A 25,117-nucleotide genomic window follows, 5' to 3' on the forward strand; every position below is an offset into this window, starting at 1 on the left:
ATGAAGACCGACATGAATGATGTGAAGACCGGCGCCCACGCTGATGGCGCCCACCCCGACGGCGTGCGCCTGCAGAAGGTGCTCGCCCAGGCCGGCGTTGCGTCGCGGCGCGCTGCCGAGGAGCTGATCGCGGCCGGCCGGGTGAGCGTCGACGGCAAGATCGTCAAGGAGATGGGGCGGCGGGTCGACCCGCAGACGGCCGTCGTGCACGTCGACGGCTCCCGGATCGTCCTGCAGGACGACCTGGTCCACCTCGCGCTGAACAAGCCGCGCGGGATCCTCTCGACGATGTCCGACGACCGCGGACGGCCGTGCGTCGGCGACCTCGTCGTCGAGAGCGGCTGGGTCGAGGAGCACTTCGACGGCGGGCAGCGGGCGCGGCTGTTCCACGTCGGGCGGCTCGACGCCGAGACCGAGGGTCTGCTGCTGCTGACCAACGACGGCGACCTCGGCCACCGCCTGATGCACCCGTCGTTCGAGGTGGAGAAGACGTACGTGGCCGAGGTGATGGGCCAGGTGCCGCGCGACCTCGGCAAGCGGCTGCGTGCCGGCGTCGAGCTCGACGACGGCCCGGTCTCCGTGCACTCGTTCAAGATCGTCGACTTCCACGCGGGCCGGTCGATGGTCGAGCTGGTGATCCACGAGGGTCGCAAGCACGTCGTGCGCAGGCTGCTCGACGAGGTCGGGCACCCCGTGCAGCGGCTGGTGCGCACCGCCGTCGGCGACGTGCAGCTCGGCAACCAGCGCCCGGGCAAGCTGCGGCCGCTGACCAGGGCAGAGGTCGGCTCGCTCTACCGTTCGGTGGGGATGTAGGGATGCCGGTACGGGCGATCCGCGGCGCGATCCAGGTCGACTCCGACACCAGGGACGACATCCTCGAAGGCTCGGCGGAGCTGGTGACGGCCGTGCTCAAGCGCAACTCGCTGACCGCCGACGACATCATCTCGATCCTCTTCACCGCGACCCCCGACCTCACCGCCGAGTTCCCGGCGTACGCGGCGCGGCTGCTCGGCCTCACCGACGTCCCGCTCATGTGCGCGTCGGAGATCGCGGTGCCCGGCGCGCTGCCGCGCACGCTGCGGCTGCTCGCGCACGTCGACACCGAGCTGCCCCGCGGCGAGCTGCGCCACGTCTACCTCCGCGGAGCCGCGGCGCTGCGCACCGACCTGCCGCAGTAGCCGCCGGCAGCCCGAACTTCCCCACCGTTTTGTGCACATGCGCGCGTTTTGCGCGCGCATCCACCCAAAACGATGGGGAAGTTCGGCGGACGGCATGATGGTCGACGGTCCCGCGCGCGTGGGACAGGTGGCCGGTGAAGCGGCGAGCAGGGGCCGCTGGCCCGGACAGGGGTGGAGAACGGTGACGGGCAGGCTGCACGGTGTGGTCGCGATGGACGGCCCGTCGGGGACCGGGAAGTCGACCGTCTCCCGCAGGCTCGCCCGCGAGTCCGGTGCCGCGTACCTCGACACCGGGGCCATGTACCGCGCGGTGACGTTGGCGGTGCTGCGTGCGGGCGTCGACATCGACGGTCCGCCCGAGCCGATCGTCGCGATCGCTACCGGCGCGACCATGGAGTCGGTGACCGACCCGGACGCCCCCGCGATCCGCCTCGACGGCGAGGACGTCGAGGACGAGATCCGCGGCGGCGCCGTCACGGCCGCGGTGAGCGCGGTGTCGGCAGTGCCCGAGATCCGGACGATGCTGGTCGAGCGGCAGCGCGCGCACATCGCGAAGGCGCTCACCGACGGCGGCGGGATCGTCGTCGAAGGCCGCGACATCGGCAGCGTCGTCGTGCCGGAAGCCCCGCTCAAGGTCTACCTGACCGCTTCCGAGGAGATCAGGGCCTTCCGCCGCGGGTCGCAGGACCGCAAGGCCGGCCGCGACGCCGACCTCGCCACGGTCCTCGCCGACGTCCGGCGCCGCGACCGGCTCGACTCCACCCGCAAGACCTCCCCGCTGCACGCCGCGCCCGACGCGCTGGTGCTCGACACCGACGAGCTCACCGTCGACGACGTGCTCGCCGAGCTGCTGCGCCTGGTGCAGGAGCGAGGGCTGGTGTGACGGCCGGGGGATCGGCTGGGGGATCGGCCGGCGTGTCGGCGCAGGAACTGCCGCCCGGCGCGTGGCCGTGGCTGCACGACGTCGCCCGCTGGCTCGGCACCTGGATCTTCTTCCCGTTCTTCCGGGTTCGGGTGCACCACGCCGACCGCCTCACGTCGTCCGGGCCGGTGGTGCTCGTCGCCAACCACAGCTCGTACGTCGACGGGCCGGTGCTCTTCGGACTATTCCGGCGCCGCATGGTGTTCCTGGTCAAGCACGAAATGTTCACGGGTCCCGTCGGCTGGGGGCTGGTCAGGATCGGGCAGCTCGGAGTGAAGCGCGGGACGCCCGACCGCAGGCCGTTGATGGCGGCCGTCGGGGTGCTGAAAGCCGGCGGGATGATCGGGGTGTTCCCGGAGGGCACCCGCGGCGCGGGTGACGTCGAGGCGGCGCAGCACGGCGCGGCGTGGCTCGCCCGCTCGGCGGGTGCGACGATCGTGCCGGTCGTGTGCCGCGGCACCCGGCGGCCGGCCGGACGGGGCCGCCGGTTCCGCCCGCCCGTGGACGTGCTGGTCGGCGAGCCGATCACGATCAGCAGCGGTGGTGGCCGAGCGGGCCTCGCCACCGCGACCGAGACCATCAGGGCCGAGATGGCCGGGATGGTCCGAGAACTCGATGAAATACGGAGCACCACGTGAGCAGCACAGACGACACGGTCGACGGGACCGCCTTCGCCACGATGGCGGAGCTCGGGATCGACCCCGACGAGTTCGTCGCCGTCGATGACGACGGGCAGCCGGCGGAGCCGGCCGCGCCGGTCCCGGTGCTCGCCGTGGTCGGCCGTCCGAACGTCGGCAAGTCGACGCTGGTCAACCGCCTGATCGGGCGCCGGGAGGCGGTCGTGCAGGACATCCCAGGGGTGACGCGCGACCGCGTCTCCTACGACGGGCTGTGGAACGGGCGCCGGTTCACCCTCGTCGACACCGGCGGGTGGGAACCCGACGCCACCGGTCTGCAGGCCGCTGTTGCGGCGCAAGCCGAGTACGCGATCCGCTCGGCCGACGCCGTGATGCTCGTCGTCGACGCCAGCGTGGGCGCGACCAGCACCGACGAGGCCGTCGCGCGCGTGTTGCGCCGCTCCGACCGGCCGGTGCTGCTCGCCGCCACGAAGGTCGACGACGACCGGCTCACGTCCGACACCGCGGCGCTCTGGCGCCTCGGGCTGGGGCAGCCCTACCCGGTGAGCGGCCTGCACGGCCGCGGCTCCGGCGACCTGCTCGACGCCGTGCTCGAAGCCCTCCCGGAGAGCCCGCGCGACCAGTTCGGCGCCGGCGGGGGCGGGCCGCGCCGGGTCGCGCTGATCGGGAAGCCGAACGTGGGCAAGTCGAGCCTGCTCAACCGGGTCTCCGGCGAGGTCCGCTCGGTCGTGCACGACGTCGCCGGCACCACCGTCGACCCCGTCGACTCGCTCGTCGAGCTCGACGGCGAGGTGTGGCGGTTCGTCGACACAGCAGGCCTGCGCAAGCGCGTCAAGACCGCGAGCGGCATGGAGTACTACGCCAGCCTGCGCACCCAGGCCGCGATCGAGGCCGCGGAGGTCGCGGTCGTCCTGATCGACGCCTCCGAGCCGATCGCCGAGCAGGACCAACGGGTGATCACCATGGTCGAGGAGGCCGGGCGCGCGCTCGTGCTGGTGTTCAACAAGTGGGACCTCGTCGACGAGGACCGCCGCAACGCGATGAAGCGCGAGCTGGAGCGCGACCTGGTCCGGGTGCAGTGGGCGGAGCGGGTCAACGTCTCGGCCCTCACCGGACGGTCGGTGGCGAAGATCGCACCGGCGCTGCGGACCGCGCTGGAGTCGTGGGACCGGCGGATCCCGACCGGCCGGCTCAACGGCTGGCTATCCGAGGTTGTTGCCGCCACCCCGCCGCCGGTGCGTGGCGGCAAGCAGCCCAAGATCCTCTTCGCCACCCAGGCCACCACCCGTCCGCCGACGTTCGTGCTGTTCACGAGCGGGTTCCTGGAGGCGGGGTACCGCCGGTTCATCGAGCGGCGCCTGCGTGAGGAGTTCGGCTTCGCCGGTTCGCCCGTCCGGATCTCGGTGCGGGTGCGGGAGAAGCGCTCCAAGAAGTAGTCTCCAGAACACTGCTGACCAGTTCGGACGATCAGGAGCTACCCTCCGTCCATGACAGCGGCGGAAGGTTCGCGAGGTACGACACCCGTGCGTGTTGTGCTCGCCGACGACGAGCCGCTCATGCGCGCCGGGTTGCGGACCGTGCTGGAAGCGGCCGGCACGGTGCAGGTCGTCGGGTTGGCCGGCGACGGCAAGGAGATGCTCTCCGCGGTCGAGCGACACCGGCCCGACGTCGTGCTGGTGGACGTCCAGATGCCGGGCACCGATGGCCTCACGGCGCTGCGTGTGCTGTGTGCCCGCCCACAGGCCCCGCCTGCGGCCGTGTTGACGACGTTCGACCTCGACGACTACGTCGCCGAGGCGCTGAAGATCGGCGTGCAGGGCTTCCTGTTGAAGGACGCCGAGCCGGACGCCCTGGTCAGGGCCGTGCTCGACCTCGCAGCGGGTGGAGCGGTGCTGGATCCGCGGATCACCGCGCGGCTGCTGCCCCGGCTGGCCGCGGAGGCGCCGACGCTGCCGACGCGTCCGCCCGACCTCACGTTGCGCGAGCTCCAGGTGCTGCGCCGGCTGGCCGCGGGCGACTCCAACGCGGCCATCGGCTGTCGTTTGGGGCTGGCCGAAGCTACCGTCAAGAAGTACGTGTCGGCACTTCTCATCAAGCTGGGTGCCGAGAACAGGGTCCAGGCCGCGCTGCTGGCGCAAGGTTGGGGCGTCCAGTAGCCGGTGATCGGGCAGGGAGGCACGCCGATGACGATGTCGCAGGAGCGCGTCGCGCCTGCAACGGTCGCGCCCGAACCGGCGTCGACAGGCGTCCGGCCGCGGTGGGTGCGCCCACCGCTGCTCTCCTCGTTCTCGACGCTCCGGTCGCTCCCGGCGCTGCGCGCGCTGCCCGAGTGGGTGCGTCGCGGGCTGATCGAAGCGGCCGCGGTGGGGATCCCGCTCGTTGCGGTGCTCTGGGCCGTGCCGCCGTTCACGTGGTCGGTGCCGGTGGCGATCATCGGCTGCCTGCTGCTGCCGCTGCGGCACATCTGGCCGCCGCTCGCGCTGATCGGCGGGCTGGCCGGGCTCGCCGGCGGGTTGGGCTGGCCGGCCGCGCTCGTCGCGCTCTTCACGATGGGCCGGCGCGCGACGCAGCTGCGCACAACCGTCCCGTGGCTGCTGCTGACCCTCGTCGTCTCGGTCACGCCGGTGCTGCTCACGCAGGACCTGCCGTGGCAACGGGTAGCGCTCACGTTCGCGTTCGTCGGGCTCTACGCCGTCGCGCCCGCGGCGCTCGGGCTGCTGCTGAGCACCCGGGAACGGCTCACCGCGAGCCTCGCCGAGCTGACCAGCGCGCGGGAGAGCGCCATGAGCGCGTCGCAGGACGCCGCCCGCGCGCAGGAACGGGCCCGGATCGGGCGGGAGATCCACGACGCCGTCGGGCACCACGCGACGCTGATCGCAGTTGGTGCCGCGGCGCTGGCGGCGTCGACGGCCGAGGAGGAGACACGGCAGTCGGCCGAGCAGATCCGCTCGCTCGCGAAGCGCGCGCTCGCCGAGATGCGGGCCGCGCTGGGCCTGCTCGACGCGGGGGCCGAGCAGGTGGCGGGCCTCGCGGAGCTGGCCGCCCTCGTCGCGGGCGCGAGCGCCGCCGGTGTCGACGTCGAGCTGGTGCACCACGGCGAGCCGGTCGAGCTGGCGCCCGGTGTGGGCCGTGCGGTCTACCGGGTGGCCCAGGAGTCGATCACCAACGCGGTGCGCCACGCCTCCGGCTCCGCCGTGCGGCTCGAGCTGCGCTGGCGCACCGACGAGCTGATGGTGCAGGTGCGCAACACAGCGGCCCCGCGGGTGCTGCGGCGCCGCAGGGACGCGTTCGTCAGGGGCGGCACCGGCCTGATGGGCCTCGCCGAGCGCGTCACGTCGGCGGGCGGGCAGCTCACCGCGGCGCCGTCCCCGGAGGGCGGCTTCACCGTGCGCGCGAGCTTCCCGCTGCCGAAGCTGACCGCCGAGGTCTACGAGCTGCACCCCGACTCCGCCTGAACTTCCCCACCGTTTTGCCAACCTGCACGCCTTTCAGGGTGTGCAGGTTGGCAAAACGGTGGGGACCTTCTACGTGACGTCGTCGGGGGTGAGGAGGCGCAGCTCCTCGGTGGTGGATTCGAGGTCGGCCGCGAGCCTGCGGGCCTGCCGGCTGATCATCTCGTTCAGCACCCGTCGGGCTTCCCGCGCGTTGCCGAACGACGGACTGCGCGCTCCTGTGCTGTCGGACAGGGCGTCGAACCGGGCGCTGACGGCGGCGAGCGTCTCGGGTGGGCAGTCGTAGCCGCTGGTCGTGGCCATCGCGGTGAAGATCGTGAGCAGCTCGTCGGTGGTGTAGCTGTCGAAGACGACCGTGCGGCTGAACCGCGACGACAGGCCGGGATTCGAGGCGGTGAACCGCCGCATGTCCTCCAGCGGCCCGGCAACGATCACGACGACCTCGTCGCGGTGGTTCTCCATCAGGGTCAGGAGGGTGTCGATGGCCTCTTGGCCGAAGTCGTGCGCGCCGTCGTGGCCGCGGGACAGTGCCGAGGCCTCGTCGATGAACAGGACGCCGCCGCGGGCGCGTTCGAACGCCTCCTTGGTCTTCGGCGCGGTCTGCCCGACGTACTGCCCGACCAGGTCGGCGCGGCTGACCTCGACCATCTGCCCGGTGGCGAGCACGCCCAGCGCGGCGAGCAGCCGCCCGTAGAGCCGGGCCATGGTCGTCTTGCCGGTGCCGGGCGGCCCCGCGAAGACGAGGTGGCGCGAGAGGTCGGGCTCGGGGAGGCCGGCGGCCCGTCGGCGCCGCGCGATGGCGAGCAGGCTGATGACGTCGGTGACCTCCTCCTTCGCCTTCTCCAGCCCGACGAGCCCACCGAGCTCGTTCATCAGCGCCGTGACCTGGGCGGGATCGTGGGAGCGCTGTGCCGCGCGCATGCCGAGCCCGGCCCCGACCTCACCGAGGTCGGGGAGCGACAGCAGCCGCAGATCGTCGGGGGTGGCGTCGGGCATCGCCGCGAGCCGCTGCGACTGCCGTGCCGTCATCTCCTCGAACACCTGCCGCGCGACGCGGCCGTTGCCGAAGGTGTCGCCGCGCTTCATCGAGCCGAAGTGGCCGATGAGCACCTCGCGGACGTCGGGTGCGAGCTCGTAGCCGTGCTCGCCCGCGTGCCGCTCGACGATCTTCAACAGCTCCTGCGGGCTGTAGCTGGGGAACTCGATGGTGCGGCTGAACCGGGAGGCCAGGCCGGTGTTGGAGCGCAGGAACGTGCGCATCTCGGCCGAGTAGCCCGCGGCGATCACCACGACGTCGTCTCGGTGGTCCTCCATCAGCTTCACCAGGGTCGAGATGGCCTCCCGGCCGAAGTCGACCCCGCCGCCCGGCTGGGGCGCCAGCGCGTAGGCCTCGTCGACGAACAGTACCCCGCCGATGGCCTCGTTGAACTTCTTGGTGGTCTTGAGGGCGGTGCCGCCGACGTTCTCCGAGACGAGGTCGGTGCGGCTGACCTCGATGACCTGTCCGGTGCGCAGGACGCCGAGCGAGGCGAGGATCTGGCCGTAGAGCCGCGCGACGGTGGTCTTGCCCGTGCCGGGGGCGCCTGCGAAGACGAGGTGGCGGCTCATCGTCGGCACGGGCAGCCCGGCGTCGCGCCGGCGCTGCGACACCGCGATCATGTCGACCAGCGCTGTGACCTGCTGCTTCACCGCGTCGAGGCCGATGAGCCCGTCGAGGTCGGCGAGCAGGCCGTCCTTGGAGCTGCGTCCACCTTCGCCGGTCGTGCCGGGCTCGCCCGACGTGGACGTGGTCGCCGTGTCGATGTCGACCCGCTCCACCACCACCGCGGGACGTTCCCCGCCCTCGACGGGCAGCCCGCCGTTGCCGCGCACCACCCCGCCGCGCACGACGACGGGCAGGCTCGTCTCGACGGCGACGCCTGCGCCGGTGTTGGACTCGACGAGGCAGCCCTCCAGCGTGGCCCGCCCACCGTCGCCGACGCGCACGCCGGCCTGGGTGTTGCCGTGGAACCGGCTGGAGACGGCCTCCAGCTCGTTGGACTCCTGCACCCACACCCCGTCCAGGCCCATCCGGCCGATCTCGGTGTCGCGCAAGGTGACCTTGGCCCCGCCGTTGCGCAGGTTGATGCCGTACTCCGTGCAGTCGAGCAAGGTGCAGTTCTCGAAGGTGGCCTTGCCGTCGACCAGCGCGGCGTTCTTGGTCGTGTCGCGCACCTCGAGCCGCGTGAACTCGGCGCTCGACCCGCCGTGCACCCACACCGCGCAGTCGCCCGCGCCAGAGGTCGCGGCGCCGTTGACGACGAGATGGCCGCCGCCCTCGACGCGGAACGACTGGAACCGCACGTCCCGCACGTCGATCTGCTCCACGGTGCCGCGGCCGTTGTCGAGCACGTGCACGCCGTGCTGCTCACCGCGCTCGACCGTGCTGGAGACGACCGTCGGGTTGCCGAACGACTTCACACCGACGGCGGCGAGGTGCGCGCCCTCGATCCGGCACTCCTCGAAGCGGCCCCTGCCGTAGTCGCTGACGTAGATGCCGTTGCCGCGGCAGCCCTGCATCACGGTGCGGCGCACCACCGGGTTCGCCGACTGCTCCACGTGGATCCCGCTCGACGCCATCCCGGTGATCACGCAGTCCTCGACGACGCCCGTGCTGCGGCCGGTGACCTGAACCCCGCGCTCGTTGCACTCGTGGATCGTGCAGTTGCGGATCGTGGGCAGCGACGCGCCGCCCACGAAGATCGCCGACTGGGCCGTGCCGGAGATGTCGGTGCGCTCGATCGTGCAGACCGCGCCGTCGTCGATCTTGACGCCGTGGCAGCCGCAGCCACGGATCGTGCTGCCCTCGACGCTGCCTTCGAGCGACCGGATGAACGCGACGCCGTTGCAGGCCATGTCGACGAACTCGCAGTCCTCGATCCAACCGCGCCCGCCCTCGACCGCCACCCCGACCGACCCGCGGGTGAAGCGGCTGCCGCGCACGACGGCGGTGCTGCCGTCGACGACCCGCACGCCGTAGTCGGCGGAGTCGACGTCGCAGTGCTCCATGATCAGCGCGCCGCCCTCGACGCGGACGGCCGCGCCGTTGGTCGCCGCCGTGCTGCGCACGGTGAGCCCCGTGACGGCGGCCTGCGCGCCGCAGGAGAGCGTCGCGCCCTCGTGCCAGCTGAGCACGGCCCCGCCGCGCCCGGACTCCGCGTAGATCGTGACGGGCCGCTCGACCACGAGCTGCTCGGTGTAGTTCCCCGAGGCCACCGCAATGGCGGCGCCGTCAGGGGCCTCCGCGAGCGCGGCACCGATGGTCCGATACCCGCCCCGCGTCGAGCCGGACGCGTCGACCCGGACGACCTTCGGCTTCATCGCCCTCCGACCAACGGACAGTGCACCAACACGCAACCGATGGTATTCGGCGGGGGTGGAACGCTCCGAGGCGCTCCCGTGGAGGGCAGGAAAGCCACTTTCCTGCCCTCACAGGGCCTGAAAGTGGCTTTCCTGCCCTCGCGTGCGGGACGCACACCTTGCCAGCGCCCGAGCGCAGCTAGCGGGGCAGGTCCTCGGGCAGGAGGGTGCGCAGGTCCTCGGTGGTGGCGTCGAAGTTGGTTGCGAGCCGGCGGGCCTGCCTGCTGATCATCTCGTTCAGGACGTGGCGGACCTCGCGCGCGTTGCCGAACGCCGGCGAGCCCACGGCCACCTCGAACTTCGCGCGCACGGCGTCGAGCGCCTCCGCGGAGCAGTCGTAGCCGCTGGTCGCCGCCTGCCGCGAGAAGATCGTCACCAGCTCGTCGGGCCCGTAGCTGTCGAAGCTGATCGAGCGGCTGAACCGCGAACCCAACCCCGGGTTGGACTCGATGAACCGGTGCATGTCCTCAGCGTGGCCCGCGACGATGACAACAACCTCGTCGCGGTGGTCCTCCATGAGCTTGAGCAGGGTGTCGACGGCTTCCCGGCCGAAGTCGTTGCCGCTCTCGTTGCCGCGGACCAGCGTGTATGCCTCGTCGATGAACAGGACGCCGCCGCGGGCGCGTTCGAACGCCTCCTTGGTCTTCGGCGCCGTCTGGCCGATGTACTGCGCGACCAGGTCGGCGCGGCTGACCTCGACGATCTGCCCGGTGGCGAGCACGCCCAGCGCGGCGAGCAGCCGCCCGTAGAGCCGGGCCATGGTCGTCTTGCCGGTGCCGGGCGGCCCGGCGAACACGAGGTGGCGCGAGAGGTCGGGTTCGGGGAGGCCGGCCTCGCGCCGCCGCCGGGCCATGCCCAGCAGGCTGATGACGTCGGTGACCTCCTCCTTCGCCTTGCCCAGCCCGACGAGCGCGTCGAGCTCCGCCATGAGCGCGGAGATCTGGGCCTGGTCGAGCGCGCGGGAACCGGATCGCATCCCGAGCCCCTCGGCGACGTCGTTGAGGTCGGAGAGCAGGAGCAGCCGCAGGTCGTCGGCGGTGGCGTCGGGCATGGCTGCGAGGCGTTGCGACTGGCGGGTGGTCATCGCCTCGAACACCCGGCGCGCGACGCGCCCGTTGCCGAACGTCTCGTCGCGCTTCATCGTCCGGAAGTGCTGCACGAGCACGTCGCCGGCGTCGGCAGCCAGCTCGTAGCCGTGCTCGGTCGCCAGGCTCGTCACGATCTCCAGCAGCTCCTGCGGGCTGTAGTTGGGGAACTCGACGGTGCGGCTGAACCGCGACGCGAGACCGGTGTTGGACTGCAGGAACGTCCGCATCTCCGCGGAGTAGCCCGCGGCGATCACCACGACGTCGTCGCGGTGGTCCTCCATCAGCTTCACGAGCGTGTCGATGGCCTCGCGGCCGAAGTCGACGCCGCCGCCGGACGGGCGCGCGAGCGAGTAGGCCTCGTCGATGAAGAACACGCCACCGATGGCCTCGTTGAACTTCTTGGTGGTCTTGAGGGCGGTGCCGCCGACGTTCTCCGACACCAGGTCGCTGCGGCTGACCTCGACCACCTGTCCGGTACGCAGGACGCCGAGCGAGGCGAGGATCTGCCCGTAGAGCCGGGCCACGGTGGTCTTGCCCGTGCCGGGGGCGCCCGCGAAGACGAGGTGGCGGCTCATCGTCGGCACCGGCAGCCCTGCGGCCCGGCGGCGTTCGGCGACCGCGATCGTGTCGACGAGCGACGTGACCTGCTGCTTCACCTCGGCCAGGCCGGTGAGGTCGGCGAGGTCGGCGAGCAGCCCGTCCTGCGAAGGGGCGTCGGCAGGCCGGGAGGTGGTCCGCTGGTCCTGATCCGTGCCGCCTCCGGTGCCGACGTGCCGCTGGCGCTCGCCGAGGTCGACCCGCTCGACGACGACGGTGGGCCGGTTCCGGCCGTCGATCTGCTCGCCGCGGTTGCCCTTCACCACCCCGCCACGGACGAGCACCTGCTGGTTCGACTCGACCACAACACCCGAGCCGGTGTTGGCCTCGACCCGGCAGTCGGCGAGCGTGGCGCTGCCGCCCTCCCCGACCCGCACCCCGGCGCCGGTGCAGTCGTGGATGCTGCCCCGGGTGGCCTCCAGGAGGTTGGTGTCCTGCACCCGGATCCCGTCGATGCCCATCTTCGCGATCTCGGTGTCGACCATGGTGACCTTCGCACCGCCGTTGCGGACGTTGATGCCGTACTCGGAGCAGTCGTGCAGGCTGCTCTTCGCGAAGGTGGCCGTGCCGTCGACGATGGCGGCGTTGCGGGTGAGGGCCACCTCCACCTCGGTGAACTCGGCCGACGAGTTGCCCAGCACCCACACCCCGGCGTCGCCCGCGCCGTAGGTGCAGGCGTCGCGGACGACGAGGTGCCCGTTGCCCTCGACGCGGAACGCCTGGAAGCGGACGTCGTGCACGTCCATGACCTCCACCGTGGCCCGGCCGTTGTCGAGGACGTGCACGCCGTGCTTGTCGCCGCCCCGGATGGTGGTGGAGACGACCGTCGGGTTGCCGAAGGTCTGCACGCCGACCGCGCCGAGGTGCGTCCGCTCGACGTTGCAGTCCTCGAACCGGCCGCGGCCGTAGTCGCTGACGAAGATGCCGTTGCCGCGGCATTCCCGCATGCTCGTGCGCCGCACGACGGGGTTGCTCGACTTCTCCACGTGGATCCCGCTGGAGGCCATGCCGGTGATCTCGCAGTCCTCGACCGTGCCCGTGCTGCTGCCGGTGAACCGGATGCCGCGCTCGTTGCCGTCGTGGATGTAGCACTTGCGGATGGTCGGCAGGGACTTGCCGTCGACGTAGACCGACGAGTTGGAGATGTCGGAGATGTCGGTCGTCTCGATCGTGCACACCGAGCCGCTGTCGATCTTGATGCCGTGGCAGCCGCAGCTGCGGATCGTGCAGTCCCTCACGAGGGCCTCGAGCGCGCCGATGAACGCGACGCCGTTGCAGGCCATGTCGGTGAAGGTGCAGCCCTCGACCCGGACGCGGCCGCCCTCGACGGCCACCCCGACCGCGCCACGGGTGAAGGCGCTGGACCGGATGCGCGCGGAGCTGCCACCCATCACGCGGACGCCGTGGTCGGTGATGTCGACGTCGCACCGCTCCATGACCAGCTCGGCGCCGTCGATCCGCACAGCGGCGCCGTTGGTGGCGGCGGTGCTGCGCAACGTGAGATCGGTGAGCGTGGTGTGGGCGCGGACGCCGACCACGACGCCCTCGTGCGACTGGATCGTGACGGTCCCGCGGCCGGACTCCGCGAAGATCACCACCGGGCGCTCGACGACGAACCTTTCGTTGTAGACACCTGGCGCGACCGCGATGTTGGCGCCGGCCGGGGCCGTCGCGAGCGCAGCGGTGATCGACGCGTGGGTGCCCCACTTCCTGCTCGATGCGTCGACCCGGATCACTCTCGGCATCTGCTTCCCCCGCCTCGACACCATTTCCGCACCACAGAGGTGTGAGGCCCGGCTCGGCCGCGCCTCACGCCGGTGATGGTAATCCGGCGTGCCGACAGGCCCGGACCAGCTAGTGCGGCGGCCACAAACGTCCACCGGGTCGCTCGCGCGCCCAGACGACGCCTCGCGGCGTTGCCGCCCTTGCAAAGACGCCCGGTCTGAGCTGCGGGCGGCGCCTTGCGAGGCGCCGCCTGGATCACGCGATCAACCCGGCAACGTCCGTGGCCACCGCACGAGGTGATGCCGCGTCACCCGGACGATCGGGCGACGATCCGCTTTGTGACCGGCCGGGCGACGAAGAGGACCGCCCAGAACGTCGCCGCCCAGGCCGCCGAGAGCCCGAACCCGAAGTAGAGGAGGAACGCGAGCGGGATCGACAGCGCGTAGACCACGCCGTAGACGAGCGGCTGCACGACGAGCAGGCGCCGGTCGTGCGGGTCGACGTCGGCCAGCTCCGGCTTCAGCACGTGCATGTTGAGCCGCATGGCCAGCACGGAGGTCGTGGCGAGGACCGCCGCGGTGATGGAGAAGGCCTGCGGGAACTGACCCCAGTCGATGATCAGCCGCATCGAGATGGGCAGCACGGCCACCCCGACCAGCACGCTGATGGTGCGCGCCAGCGCACGCGCGTCGACCGTGTGCACGTACGACATCGCGCGGTGGTTGCCGATCCAGTACTCCGACGTCACGTAGAACGCGAGCACGAAGACTCCGAGACTGGAGAACAGGTCGCCGAGCGACTCGACGAACCCGTCGAGGTCAGCGGGGGAGATGCCCTCCGGGAGCTTGATCTCCAACGCCAGCAGCGTCATCGCGATCGCGAAGACGCCGTCCGACAGCGCCGTCAGGCGGTGCGGCTGGCGGTAACGCGCGTCGGCGCGGGCCTTCGGGGTGACGTGCGTCGGCTCGGCTTGCGCCGCGGGGACAGCAGGCTGCGGCTCGTGATCCACCGCGGCCATCCTGCCGTACCCGCAGCGCAGGGGCCGTCGCGGCGGGGCGGGGGCGGCCGGCGGCACACCCGCACCCACCGACTGGCGGTTTCGCCGATTCGGTGGGGATCCCCGTGCTCCTACGGTCGACGCCATGACCACCACCTCCAGCACGGGGGACCAGCCCCTCTCCGGCAAGGTCGCTCTCGTCACCGGCGCGAGCCGAGGCATCGGCGCGGCCGCCGCGGTTGCGCTCGCCGCCGCCGGCGCGCGGGTCGCGCTCGCCGCCCGCGACCGGGACGCGTTGGACGGCGTCGCCGAGCGCATCCGCGCGGCGGGCGGCACCGCGCTGGTCGTCCCGACCGACGTCACCGATCCCGACGCTGTCGGCGCGCTCGTCGAGCGGACCGTCGCCGAGTTCGGCCGCCTCGACGCGGCGTTCAACAACGCGGGCGGCCCCGGGCACCGGCCGGCCCCACTCGCGGACGTCGCCGTCGCCGATTTCGACACCGTCGCCCGCACCAGCCTGCTCGGGGTGTTCCTCTCGATGAAGCACGAGATCCCGGCGATGGTCGCGGGGGGCGGCGGCGCGATCGTCAACATGGCGTCGACGGCGGGCGTGGAGGGGGTCGCCGGCATCGGCGGCTACGTGGCCGGGAAGTTCGGCGTCGTCGGCCTCTCCCGCTCGGCCGCGCTCGACTATGCAGCTCAGGACGTGCGGATCAACGTGATCGCGCCGGGCCCGATCCTGACCGGGCACCTGGAGCGGGCGGGGGAGCAGGCGCAGCAGCAGGTGGCGCGCTCGGTCCCGATGCGCAGGACGGGGCTGCCGCACGAGGTCGCCGCAGCCGTCGTTTGGCTCTGCGGCCCGGCGTCGTCATTCGTTACGGGCGTCGTTCTGCCCGTCGACGGCGGGATGCTCGCCGGAATGCGCCCTTATGCATGAGATCAGCCGTTTGTCGGATTCGAACTTCCTCTCGTCGACGCGGCCCATCACTACCCGGCCGGTCGCCGGGCCGCCCGTCGACGGACGCGGTGCCGCTCGCCGAGGCGCACCCGATCTTCAAGCAACCTCCGCACGAGATGCGCACGTACGCTCCCGCCCATGGAGCCTTTGATCTACGCGCACCGCGGGGCCAGCGCGCAGTTCGCCGAGCACACCCGGGCTGCGATGCTGCAGGCGCTCGCCGACGGCGCCGACGGCGTCGAGTGCGACGTGCACCTGACCAGCGACGGGCAGCTCGTCTGCCTGCACGATCCGACCGTGGACCGCACGTCGGACGGCTCCGGCGCGGTCGCCGAGCTGACCGCGGCGCAGCTGCGCGCGCTCGACGTCAGCTCGTGGAAGGGCGTTCCCGTCCCGGCGGCGTACGGGACGCCCGCCGAGCAGCTCCTCACCCTGTCCGAGCTGCTCACGATCCTGCGCGGAGCCGGGCGCGAGGTCGGCATCGCGATCGAGCTCAAACACCCGTCCCCGTTCGGACGTGCGTTGGAGGACGCGGTGTTGGCGCAGCTTCGCGCATCGGGCTGGGACGCGGCGACGTCGAGGCTCGACGGCGTGCTCGTCTCGTTCATGAGCTTCGACCCCGGGTCGGTCGCGCACCTGGCCGAGCATGTCGACCCGCACCACCTCTGCCAGCTCACCGAAAGCCTCGCCGACACGCTCCCCGACGGCGTGCTCGCCGGCCCGTCCGTCGAGGCCGTCCGCGCCGATCCCGAGGCCGTCCGCAAGGCCGTCGCCGCAGGTAGACGCTTTCGCGTCTGGACCGTCGACGCCCCCGCGGACGTCCGGCTGCTCCAGGAGATCGGCGTGCAGGAGATCACCACCAACGAGCCCGCGCTCGTCCGGCGGTGCGTCGAGAACGACGTCGTGGCCGCGGAGAGCGCTCCCGAACGGCCTTGACGTCGTTGTCGTCGCCGACTGCGCCGAACGGCGCCATGGTTCGGGCGAATCGGACGAGCGGTACGAGCGGCCGTTCGGCGCCGACCTCATGCCTCCGCTCGACGGGACGGTTCGCCCGTCACCAGGACCTCACCCGCCGCCGATAGATTCTTCGCTGCCCAAGGGGTCCCGATCGCGGGGCCTGCGGTCCGAGCGGAAGGTCCCGGTGGAGAAGCGCATGCATCGCCCCACGTCGTTGCCGATCACGTTGACGGCGGTGCTGTCTGTGCTGTCCTCGTTCGCGCTGCTCGCGGCCTGCGGCGGCCCGTCCGGCGGAGGGAGCGGGGCCCCGGTGACGCCGCCTACCGCCCAGTCCGACGCCCGCCCGCAGAGCGGCGCGAAGGCGTCGCTGCCGAGCGAGGTCATCGATCTCACCAACTGGTACCTGACGCTGCCGACGGGCAAGACGGACGACCCCGACGACGTCTACCAGCCCGATCTCGCCCGGTACAGCGGCGACTGGTTCCGGCTCAACGAGACCGGCGACGGCGTCGTGTTCACGGCGAACGCCGGCGGTGTCACCACCAAAGGGAGCAGCTATCCGCGCTCCGAGCTGCGCGAAATGAAGGGCAGCGAGAAGGCCAGTTGGTCCAATCGGAGTGGCACCCACACGATGCAGGTGCGGCAGGCCATCACCCAGTTGCCACTGGTCAAGCAGGACGTCGTCGCCGCGCAGATCCACGACGCAGAGGACGACGTCATCGAGGTCCGGCTCGAGGGTGAGCGACTGCTGGCGGAGTACGACGACGGCGACGGCTCGATCGTCCTCGACGAGGCGTACCGCCTCGGCACCCCCTACGACCTGCAGATCAAGGCGTCGGGCGGCCGTGTCGAGGTCAGCTACAACGGCAAGGTCGCGCAGCCGATCCCGGTGAGTGGGACCGGCTGGTACTTCAAGGCCGGTAGTTACGTTCAGTCGAATCCCAGCCGCGGCGAGGACCCGGCTGCCACTGGTCAGGTGGTCCTCTACGGGTTGACGGTTACGCACACAGGGTGATCGGTTCCGGCATCTGAGTCCGGCGCTCTCAGGTACCCCCACCTTTCGGCGCATAAACATTGCCGCTGATCGCTCGCGAAGACACCTATTCGTGACCATCAGGGCCCTCATCGTTGAACAAGTGTGAACTACGCCAGTTGCGTCGTTCGTCGGGACTGTCCCTCTGACCTGCGGATTTCCGCGTCAGCACCCCCCGGCGGAACGAATTTCCCGGCCCGAGCCGGCACCCTGAACGCCCCTGCCGCCCGTCACGGCCGCCAGGACAGGATGCCGTCCGTGGCGATCACCCAGATGCTGGTCGATGGTTGGAGGGGGCACAGTCGATGAGGTCATCGAGAATTTTCATCGTGGGATCCGGGGTTGTCGGGACTGCGACCGGTGAGGGGTTCCTCGGCGCGGGGCACCAGGTCACCTTCATCGATGTAGCGCAGCACCGGCTCGACGACCTGCGCTCGCGCGGCTACGACGCGCGCGACGAGATCGACCTCTCGGACGAGCCCGAGGCCTTCATCCTGCTGACGCTGCCGACCCCGCACGTCGGCCGCGAGTACAACCTGAACGCGTTCGCCGCCGGCGCCGCCTCCGTCGGCAAGGCGCTGGCCACCGCCACGGCGCGGCACACCGTCGTCGTGCGCTCCACCGTGCCGCCCGGCACGACCGAGGGTCTCGTGCGCACGTCGCTCGAGGAGCACTCGGGCAAGAAGGCCGGCGTCGACTTCGGTCTGGCGTCGAACCCGGAGTTCCTGCGCGCCGTCTCCGCGGCCGAGGACTTCCGCAACCCGTGGATGACGGTCATCGCCAGCCGCGACGAGGACACCCTCGCCGCGCTGCGCGAGCTGCTGCTGCCATTCGGCGGCGAGCTGCGCACGTTCTCGGACCCGGCCGAGGCCGAGTTCATCAAGTGCGCCCACAACGTCTTCAACGCTGCGAAGATCAGCTTCTGGAACGAGATGTGGCTGGTCGCGCAGGAGATCGGGCTCGACCTCGACCCGATCGCCTCGACCGTGGCGAAGTCGGCCGAGGGCTCGATCAACCCGAACTACGGCATCCGCGGCGGCGCCCCCTACGGCGGTGTCTGCCTCCCGAAGGACACCAACGGCTTCCTCGGCTTCGCCGCCGGGATCGGTGTCGACATGCCGCTGCTGGAAGCGGTGGTGGACACCAACGAGCGTCTCGAGGCCGTCGTCAGCCGTGAGGTCGACGCAGCCACTGCGGAGGCGGCGGGCGCCGAGCTGGCATGACCCTACCGCTGTACTACTACGTCCTGGGCACGCCGCTCGGCGTGCTCGGGCTCATCCGATGGGGATGCTGGCTGGTCCGGCGGATCCCGGCAGTGCTGTACAAGCCGATCAGGAACGACTTCCGGCTGCCGATGAGCGTGGTCGTACCGACGTACCAGGAAGATCCCGAGATCTTCGCGATGGCGATCGAGTCCTGGCTCGCCAACAAGGTCAACGAGGTCATCCTCGTCATCGACGTGTCCGACAAGAAGTGCCAGGAGGTCGCGCGTCGCTACCCCGTCCGGGTCGTCATCACCGACGTCCCCGGCAAGCGCGACGCGCTGCGCAAGGGGTGGAATGCCGCACGGTTCCCGCTGGTGGCGCTCGTCGACTCGGACACGATCTGGGCGAAGAACGTGGCCTCCGAGGTGTGCAAGCCGTTTGCCGACCCCCGCATCGGCGGGGTCGGCACCCGGCAGAGCGTCTACGGCACGAAGGGCTTCCTGGCCCGCATCACCGACATGTTCCTCGATCACCGCTACTTCGACGAGAACGCCAGCCAGAGCCTGCTCGGCCAGGCGGTCTCGTGCCTGTCGGGGCGCACGGCGATCTACCGCCGCGAGCTCCTGATGGAGATCGAGCCGGACTTCATGCACGAGACGTTCATGGGTGTCCAGTGCCTCTCGGGGGACGACAAGCGGCTGACCACGCTGATCCTGGAGCGTGGTCATTTGACGTACATGCAGCGCACCGCCGAGGTGTGGTCGACGTTCCCGAGCGGCTGGCGCATCTTCTACAAGCAGCGCCTGCGGTGGGCCCGCAACACATGGCGTTCCGACCTGCGTGCGCTGTCGCGGAAGTGGGTGTGGAAGCACCCCTTCCTGGCCTACACGATGATCGACAAGGGCGTCAGCAGCTTCACGCTGCTGCTGGGCCCGATCTTCATGATCTACTCCTTGATCCAGCAGCACTGGATCTTCTGCATCGTGCTGGCCGCGTGGTGGCAGATCAGCCGTTCGGCCAAGCTGCTGCCGCACCTGAGGCGACGACCGTCGTCGTTCTTGTTCGTCCCCGGGTACGTGTTCGTCTCCTGGATCATGGCGTTCATCAAGATCGGCGCCTTGCTGACGATCCGCAAGCAGCGCTGGCTCACCCGCCAGGTCGCGGTGGAGAACGGCGAGGTCGTGCGGACCGACGATGCCGGCGACGACGGCGACGTCGTGCTCGGCGAGCAGTTCCGCGATGACCTCGACATGCACGACGAGGAGCTCGATCCCTCGCGCGAGCTGCAGCCGCAGGGCGCCGGGGTCGGGGCGGGCGGCCGCCCGCCGGGGCCCCCGCAGGGTCCGCCCCGCGAGGGGCAGCGGCCACGGCCACAGGGGCCGCCGCCACCGCACCTGCAGGGCCCGCGACCGGGTGGACCTGGTGGACCGGGTCCGGGCGGTCCGTACCCGCAGGGACCACACCGCCAAGGCCCGCCGCACCCGCAAGGGCGGCCGCCGCAACGGCAAGGGCCACCGCATCCGAACGGTCCACACGGTCCGGGACCGCACGGTCCGGGTCCGCGGCCGCAAGGTCCGCCGTTCCCGCAGGGACCGCACGGTCCGAACGGCCCGCGGCCGCAGGGGCCGCCTCCGCAGTTCGGTCCGAACGGTCCCAATGGCCCGCGTCCGCAGGGCCGGCCGGGTCCGCACCCGCAGGGACCGCCCCAGGGGCCGCCGCAGCAGCGGCCGCCCCACTCCCCACCCCAGCGGCGCCCGCCGCACCCGGACTATCCCGAGGACGTGCCGGCGTGACGAGCAGGAGTAGGAGCACGGCGGACCGGTGGCGACACCGGTCCGCCGCGGTGCTCGCGGTAGCGGTGATCGTTGCGATGGTCGGGGCCGCAGGCCCGGGCCCGTCGTCGGCGTCGGCGTCGGCGGGGTCGGGTGCTCCGGCGGTGGGCGGTCCGGGGTCGAAGCTCGCGCCGAACCCCGACCCGAACCCGGATCCCAATCCGAACCCCGATCCCAACCCGAACCCCGACCCGGATCCGAATCCCGACCCGGATCCGAACCCGAATCCCAACCCCAATCCTGACCCGAACCCGCCGACCCAGACCCCGGATCCGGTGCCCGACCCGGCCAACGACCCGGCGGCGATCGCGCGCGAGCAGGCCGCCGAGGCCGCCCGCCAGGCCGCCGAAGCGGCCCGCGAGGCCGCGGAGAAGGCAGCCGAGCTGGCCGAGGCGCAGCGGAAAGTGCGCCTCTCCTGGGAGAAGCGCGGCCGGCCGTCCCGCATGATCGTCATCCGCTCGACGCGGGTCGACGTCGTGTCCAACGGAAACCTCGACTCGCAGATCCCGCGGGTGGCGGGCCCGGTTGCCGTCGAGGCGCTCGACAAGGTGCTCCCGGCGTCGTGGATGAGCGTCGACGGCGAGACCGCACGGCTCACCGCAGCGGTCGTGCTGACCCCCGGTGTCACGTTCGAGCTGGGCGGCGGCTCCATCAAGACCCTGCAGCTCGGCGGCGGCGACAAGCCGACCGAGGCCGCGATCGTGCACACCGGCGGCGGCAAGCTCGTCGTGCGTGGCATCACGGTCACGTCGGCGAACCGCGACAACGGCGAGCCGCTGGCCCCGACCGCGAAGGGCCGGCCCTACATCGTCGTCTCCGGCAACGGATCGCTGCGCGCCGAGGATGCCCAGTTCAACGACCTCGGCACCATCGACACCGGCAACGACGACGGGCACCCGGCGATCGTCTTCAACCGCAACAGCACGGGCAAGATGGCCCGCACGTCGATGGCGAAGAACAGCATCGGGCTGAAGCTCTCCCGCTCCCAGGGCGTCGAGCTCGACGACGTCATGGTCTCGGAGTCCAGCGGCGACGGCATCGTCATGCAGGGCGACCTCAAGACCGTGATGACGAACGTCAAGGTGGAGAAGAACGGCGCCAACGGCGTCCTCGTCACCGGCGACTCCACCGACCGGCCGATCGGCGGCATCTCCACCAACGACAACAAGACCTACGGCGTCGCGGTAGTCGGGCAGACGAAGCCGCTGGTGCAGGGCGTCAACACGACGGCCGACCGCGCGGGTGGGCTGCGCATCAGCCGCTCGACCGAGGTCACGGTGCGCGACTTCGCGGCCACCGACCAGCCGATCGGCGTCTTCACCCACGTCAACAGCTCGGCCATCGTCCTCGACGGGCTGCGCATGAGCGGCGGCCGCCGCGGTGTCGTGATCGAGAAGAGCACGAAGGGCCTGGAGGTGCGCGGCTCGACGATCGAGGGCGCCCGCGTCGCGGGCGTCGCGGTCGGCGGTCACAACATCCAGATCAACGACAGCAGGGTCGCCGACGCCCGCACCGGCGTGCGCATCGAGCGCGGAGCGGGTGAGGTCCACGTCAAGGGCCTCACGGTGGACCGCGGCCGTGACGGCGTCGTCGCGACCGGCGGCACGACCGGCGTCGTGATCGAGAACATCATCGCCAACGACGTCATTTCGGACGCCGTGCGCACGTACAGCCCCGGCACGAAGATCATCGGCGGGGAGATCTCCGGCGGCCTCACCGGCATCGACGTCGGTGCGCCGACCTCGATCACCGGCACCTCGATCGTCGTGGCCGACGAGGGCATCCACTCGCGGTCGGCCGAGCTCGTGCACGCCGACCAGGTCAACGTCGACACCGTCGAGCTGGGGGTGAACACCGCGCCCGGCAGCCCGTTCCTGCTGACCAACTCGCGCGTGCACGCGCTCGAGGCGATCCGGGGCGCGGTGGAGATCCGCGGCGAGACCAACGACGTCGGTCTGCCACCGCTGAACCTGCTCGGTGCCGTCGGGGTCCCGCTGATCCTGCTCGCGTTCGCGTTGGAGCTCATCCACTTGACCCGTCAGCGCAAGGTGGGCGGTGGCAAGCGGCAGACCCCGCCACCGCTTCCGGCGGCCACCTGATGGGTTCCGGTACGTCGACGCGCCTGCTGCTGGCCTCGGCCGTCGCCCTGCTGGCGATGGCGGGCTGCGGCGGGGCGTCGGCGGCCGGCAGGGTTCCTGTTGTGACACCCCCGACCGGGGTGACGTCCGCGGAGCTCACGTCGTTCCTCGGCAACGGGCTGCGCTACAGCGACGACGGCGACTTCGGCCTCGACAAGGGCTCGCTGCTCGACGAGCCCGGCGCGCCGGGCGGGCGGGTGCTGCGCGTCGCGTACCCCGCCGGGTCGGCCAGCCGCAGCGCCGGCGGGCCGGAGGGCGGGCTGCAGGCCTACCTGCAGCTGGCCGGTGGCCCGGCCGAGACGGCGGAGTTGGAGTACTCCGTGCGCTTCCCCGCGGGCTTCGACTTCGTCAAGGGCGGCAAGCTGCCCGGCTTCTACGGCGGCACCGTCACCGGCGGCCGGGAGATACCGGACGGCACCGACGGCCTGTCCACGCGCTACATGTGGCGGGCGGATGGCGCCGGCGAGGTCTACGCCTACTTGCCGAGCTCCGAGGAGCACGGCACGTCGCTCGGGCGGGGGTGCTGGTCGTTCACCCCTGGTGAGTGGACGACGATGCGACAGCGCGTCCAGCTCAACACCCCGGGCGGCAAGGACGGGAGGGTGACCGTGTGGCAGGACGGGCGGCAAGTGCTCGACGTGACGGGACTGGAGTTCCGCAGCGCCGCCGACCTGCGCATCGACGGCTTGTTCTTCTCGACCTTCTTCGGCGGGAGCGACTCCTCGTGGGCCTCACCCGTCGACCAGTACACCGATTTTGCCGGGTTCCGCCTCTCCGTCCCGGCCGCCGCGGCGCCGGCGCCGGCCGCGGGCGGGACCTGTGCCGAGACAGGCGATCCCAAATGACCCGAATCGTTCTTTCCCGACGGCCGCTCGCGGCCCTGCTGCTCGCGGTGCTGGCGAGCCTGTTCGTGGCGGCCTGCTCGACGACCCCGCCCGAGCCGGTGACCCGCAAGCCCGTCCCGCCGCCGGTGGTCATCGACCCGGCCGCGCCCTGCACGCAGGAGGCGGCGGCCGGCCCAGCTGGGGACGACAGCGGCGGCGGCACCGCGACGACGACCTTCGATCGCGTCACCAACACCGTGACGATGACGAAGGGCGAGAAGGTCCCCTTCGCGAAGCTCGCCAAGGCGATCGGGAACGACGCGGCGTTGAAGCAGATCGGTGAAGGGGAGTGGGTGCTCGGGGCCAACCTCGTCGTCGCGGAGGGCGCGTCCATCGTCATCTCGGCCCCCGAAGTGCGGTGGCTCAAGATGCAGAGCACGCCGAAGGGCTTCACCACGATCAAGGCGCTGGGCGGTGGCATCGAGGTCGTCGGCGCCTGCATCACGTCGTGGGACCCGGAGCAGAACAAGGTCGACACCGACCACCTCGACGGCCGCAGCTTCCTGCTGGCCCGCGACGGTGCGTCGCTGACGATCGACAAGTCGGAGCTGCGCTTCCTCGGCTGGAGCGAGGTCGAGTCCTACGGCCTGTCGTGGCGGACCGAGGGCACCGTCGGCAAGATCACCAACAGCAAGGTCTCGCACCTCTACTACGGGATCTACTCCTTCGGCGTGAACGGGCTCGTCGTCACCGACAACGAGATCCACGACAGCATCCTGTACGGCGTCGACCCGCACACCGGGTCACACGACATGGTCATCGAGCGCAACGTCGTCCACGACAACGGCAAGCACGGGATCATCCTCGCCGAGGAATGCACCAACAGCCGGATCCGCGAGAACATCGTGTTCCGCAACAAGCACCACGGCATCGTCATGTACCTGCACTCGGACAAGAACCTGATCGAGAACAACGACACGTTCGCGAACGCCGTGCAGGGCATCAACATCAACGAGTCGTCGGGCAACACGATCAGCGGCAACCGCGTCTACGACAACGCGGAGTCCGGCATCGGGATCGGGCAGACCTCGCAGGGCACGATCATCGAGAAGAACCAGCTACGCGGCAACAAGCAGGACGGCGTGCGGCTGGTCAGCGAGGCAGCCGGCTCCATGGTCCGCAACAACACGATCGGCGAGAACGCCCGCTACGGCGTCTACATCGACACCGACGGCGCCTTCGAGATCACCGGCAACCAGATCTTCGGCAGCCGCACGGGGGTGCTGTTCAACGGCTCTGAGAAGTCGCCCGGGAGCGGGAACACGATCTTCGACAACAAGGAAGACGACGTCAAGAACCGGTAGTGCGCTGCGTACCCCCGGGGTGGCCAAGGGCAGGCCGGGAGTGGCCATGCCTGGTCGCACGCGGCCCAGGCCGGGCCGAGTGCGGAGGGTGGCTGGGGGTGCTAGGAAAGCCACCGCGGTGGACCGGCACCCGAGGTTCCTGGCACTGGCCGATCGAGAGTGTGCTGAGGGCTGTCGCGACAGCCCTCAGCACACTCAACTCGACGACCACACCCGCCTCGGCCAGCACCGGGAAGTGCGCGAGCGGCACTTTCGGGCGAACCTATCGTTCGAAAGTGCCGTTCGCGCCGTCAACCAGGGGGCGGGGAGGGCTGGAAAGCCACTTTCCTGCCCTGTGAGGGCCGGAAAGTGGCTTTCCTGACCTCGCGTGCGCAACGCACACAACCCGACCGGCCGTCACGGCCCGGGTTGCTTGTGCACAGGTTCGTCTTCTCGTGCACAGGTTCGAACGTGTGCACGGCGGCATCAACCTGTGCACGAGCGCCTGCGCCAGCTGTCCGTGCACCCACCCACGGGCCGGTGAGCGGGACCGAGGGCGCCGCAGGCCGAGGTGTGTGCGCGGAAGGTCAGGAAAGTCCGTCATGGCCCTTCGGGCCGCGACGAGGGATGTGAATCCGTGCGGGGCGCGGCTTGCGGAACGGCTGCGGCCGTGTCGGGCGAGGGTTGCCGGGAAAGCCACTTTCCCGGCGTGTGGGGCCGGGAACGTGGCTTTCCCGGCAACGTGTGCGTCCCGCACCCATCTCGCGTGCGACGGGCCGGCACGGGACGTCAGGAAAGCCACTTTCCTGACCCCGGTCCGGCGCTGCGGCG

Annotated in this window: 18 protein-coding genes; 15 read left to right on the forward strand and 3 right to left on the reverse strand. The window is 71.1% G+C overall.

Annotated elements, in window-relative coordinates:
* Window positions 1-12 precede the first annotated feature (12 nt).
* From LL648_RS36285 to LL648_RS36315, 7 genes are all read left to right on the forward strand, one after another.
* Window positions 13-813, forward strand: a complete 801-nt coding sequence (locus tag LL648_RS36285) for a pseudouridine synthase (RefSeq protein ID WP_232667365.1) — start codon at window positions 13-15, stop codon at window positions 811-813.
* A gap of 2 nt (window positions 814-815) precedes the next feature.
* A complete protein-coding gene (gene aroH, locus LL648_RS36290) occupies window positions 816-1,178 on the forward strand; it encodes a chorismate mutase (protein ID WP_232667366.1) in 363 nt (120 codons plus the stop codon).
* 181 nt (window positions 1,179-1,359) lie between these two features.
* Complete coding sequence (gene cmk / locus LL648_RS36295) at window positions 1,360-2,061, forward strand: (d)CMP kinase (RefSeq protein ID WP_232667367.1); 702 nt, start codon at window positions 1,360-1,362, stop codon at window positions 2,059-2,061.
* A gap of 32 nt (window positions 2,062-2,093) precedes the next feature.
* A complete protein-coding gene (locus tag LL648_RS36300; RefSeq protein WP_232667368.1) occupies window positions 2,094-2,738 on the forward strand; it encodes a lysophospholipid acyltransferase family protein in 645 nt (214 codons plus the stop codon).
* A gap of 41 nt (window positions 2,739-2,779) precedes the next feature.
* Window positions 2,780-4,174 (forward strand): ribosome biogenesis GTPase Der, encoded by a 1,395-nt coding sequence (gene der, locus LL648_RS36305; protein WP_232667390.1) that lies wholly within the window; start codon window positions 2,780-2,782, stop codon window positions 4,172-4,174.
* Window positions 4,175-4,225: 51 nt separating this feature from the next.
* A complete protein-coding gene (locus tag LL648_RS36310; RefSeq protein WP_232667369.1) occupies window positions 4,226-4,894 on the forward strand; it encodes a response regulator in 669 nt (222 codons plus the stop codon).
* A 27-nt stretch (window positions 4,895-4,921) separates the two neighbouring features.
* A complete protein-coding gene (locus tag LL648_RS36315) occupies window positions 4,922-6,193 on the forward strand; it encodes a sensor histidine kinase (protein WP_232667370.1) in 1,272 nt (423 codons plus the stop codon).
* Window positions 6,194-6,262: 69 nt separating this feature from the next.
* On the opposite strand, the gene LL648_RS36320 is transcribed toward LL648_RS36315, so the two are convergent.
* The 3 genes from LL648_RS36320 to LL648_RS36330 form a co-directional block, all read right to left on the reverse strand.
* Window positions 6,263-9,550, reverse strand: a complete 3,288-nt coding sequence (locus LL648_RS36320; RefSeq protein ID WP_232667371.1) for a right-handed parallel beta-helix repeat-containing protein — start codon at window positions 9,548-9,550, stop codon at window positions 6,263-6,265.
* Window positions 9,551-9,728: 178 nt separating this feature from the next.
* A complete protein-coding gene (locus LL648_RS36325) occupies window positions 9,729-13,019 on the reverse strand; it encodes a right-handed parallel beta-helix repeat-containing protein (protein WP_232667372.1) in 3,291 nt (1,096 codons plus the stop codon).
* 287 nt (window positions 13,020-13,306) lie between these two features.
* The gene (locus LL648_RS36330; RefSeq protein ID WP_232667373.1) at window positions 13,307-14,008 is read right to left on the reverse strand and encodes a TMEM175 family protein; all 702 of its coding nucleotides are present in this window, start codon (window positions 14,006-14,008) and stop codon (window positions 13,307-13,309) included.
* 133 nt (window positions 14,009-14,141) lie between these two features.
* On the opposite strand from LL648_RS36330, the gene LL648_RS36335 reads away from it, so the two are divergent.
* The 8 genes from LL648_RS36335 (at window position 14,142) to LL648_RS36370 (ending at window position 24,307) form a co-directional block, all read left to right on the forward strand.
* The gene (locus tag LL648_RS36335) at window positions 14,142-14,933 is read left to right on the forward strand and encodes an SDR family NAD(P)-dependent oxidoreductase (RefSeq protein ID WP_232667374.1); all 792 of its coding nucleotides are present in this window, start codon (window positions 14,142-14,144) and stop codon (window positions 14,931-14,933) included.
* Between the two features lie 159 nt (window positions 14,934-15,092).
* On the forward strand, window positions 15,093-15,890 hold the full coding sequence (locus LL648_RS36340; protein ID WP_232667375.1) for a glycerophosphodiester phosphodiesterase family protein: 798 nt from the start codon (window positions 15,093-15,095) through the stop codon (window positions 15,888-15,890).
* 217 nt (window positions 15,891-16,107) lie between these two features.
* Window positions 16,108-16,926, forward strand: a complete 819-nt coding sequence (locus LL648_RS36345; protein ID WP_232667376.1) for a polysaccharide lyase family 7 protein — start codon at window positions 16,108-16,110, stop codon at window positions 16,924-16,926.
* A gap of 347 nt (window positions 16,927-17,273) precedes the next feature.
* Window positions 17,274-18,167 carry a hypothetical protein gene (locus LL648_RS36350; RefSeq protein WP_232667377.1) on the forward strand — a complete coding sequence of 298 codons (894 nt, stop codon included), beginning with the start codon at window positions 17,274-17,276 and terminating at the stop codon, window positions 18,165-18,167.
* A complete protein-coding gene (locus tag LL648_RS36355; RefSeq protein ID WP_232667378.1) occupies window positions 18,164-19,942 on the forward strand; it encodes a glycosyltransferase in 1,779 nt (592 codons plus the stop codon). The genes LL648_RS36350 and LL648_RS36355 overlap by 4 nt, the downstream gene beginning before the upstream one ends.
* Window positions 19,939-22,080 carry a right-handed parallel beta-helix repeat-containing protein gene (locus tag LL648_RS45560; RefSeq protein ID WP_232667379.1) on the forward strand — a complete coding sequence of 714 codons (2,142 nt, stop codon included), beginning with the start codon at window positions 19,939-19,941 and terminating at the stop codon, window positions 22,078-22,080. The genes LL648_RS36355 and LL648_RS45560 overlap by 4 nt, the downstream gene beginning before the upstream one ends.
* Window positions 22,080-22,964, forward strand: a complete 885-nt coding sequence (locus tag LL648_RS36365; RefSeq protein ID WP_232667380.1) for a polysaccharide lyase — start codon at window positions 22,080-22,082, stop codon at window positions 22,962-22,964. Before LL648_RS45560 ends, LL648_RS36365 begins: the two co-directional genes overlap by 1 nt.
* Window positions 22,961-24,307 (forward strand): right-handed parallel beta-helix repeat-containing protein, encoded by a 1,347-nt coding sequence (locus LL648_RS36370; protein WP_232667381.1) that lies wholly within the window; start codon window positions 22,961-22,963, stop codon window positions 24,305-24,307. The genes LL648_RS36365 and LL648_RS36370 overlap by 4 nt, the downstream gene beginning before the upstream one ends.
* Window positions 24,308-25,117: the final 810 nt, after the last annotated feature.

Origin of the sequence: Pseudonocardia sp. TRM90224 (assembly GCF_021245725.1) — a bacterium.
Taxonomy (GTDB): domain Bacteria; phylum Actinomycetota; class Actinomycetes; order Mycobacteriales; family Pseudonocardiaceae; genus Pseudonocardia.

What these genes read in the sequence shown, in the direction of transcription:
- LL648_RS36285 (WP_232667365.1), top strand. Translation starts at nt 13, where the DNA reads ATGAATGATGTGAAGACCGGCGCCCACGCTGATGGCGCCCACCCCGAC.
- aroH (WP_232667366.1), top strand. Translation starts at nt 816, where the DNA reads ATGCCGGTACGGGCGATCCGCGGCGCGATCCAGGTCGACTCCGACACC.
- der (WP_232667390.1), top strand. Translation starts at nt 2,780, where the DNA reads ATGGCGGAGCTCGGGATCGACCCCGACGAGTTCGTCGCCGTCGATGAC.
- LL648_RS36310 (WP_232667369.1), top strand. Translation starts at nt 4,226, where the DNA reads ATGACAGCGGCGGAAGGTTCGCGAGGTACGACACCCGTGCGTGTTGTG.
- LL648_RS36315 (WP_232667370.1), top strand. Translation starts at nt 4,922, where the DNA reads ATGACGATGTCGCAGGAGCGCGTCGCGCCTGCAACGGTCGCGCCCGAA.
- LL648_RS36320 (WP_232667371.1), bottom strand. Translation starts at nt 9,550, where the DNA reads ATGAAGCCGAAGGTCGTCCGGGTCGACGCGTCCGGCTCGACGCGGGGC.
- LL648_RS36325 (WP_232667372.1), bottom strand. Translation starts at nt 13,019, where the DNA reads ATGCCGAGAGTGATCCGGGTCGACGCATCGAGCAGGAAGTGGGGCACC.
- LL648_RS36335 (WP_232667374.1), top strand. Translation starts at nt 14,142, where the DNA reads ATGACCACCACCTCCAGCACGGGGGACCAGCCCCTCTCCGGCAAGGTC.
- LL648_RS36340 (WP_232667375.1), top strand. Translation starts at nt 15,093, where the DNA reads ATGGAGCCTTTGATCTACGCGCACCGCGGGGCCAGCGCGCAGTTCGCC.
- LL648_RS36345 (WP_232667376.1), top strand. Translation starts at nt 16,108, where the DNA reads ATGCATCGCCCCACGTCGTTGCCGATCACGTTGACGGCGGTGCTGTCT.
- LL648_RS36355 (WP_232667378.1), top strand. Translation starts at nt 18,164, where the DNA reads ATGACCCTACCGCTGTACTACTACGTCCTGGGCACGCCGCTCGGCGTG.
- LL648_RS36365 (WP_232667380.1), top strand. Translation starts at nt 22,080, where the DNA reads ATGGGTTCCGGTACGTCGACGCGCCTGCTGCTGGCCTCGGCCGTCGCC.
- LL648_RS36370 (WP_232667381.1), top strand. Translation starts at nt 22,961, where the DNA reads ATGACCCGAATCGTTCTTTCCCGACGGCCGCTCGCGGCCCTGCTGCTC.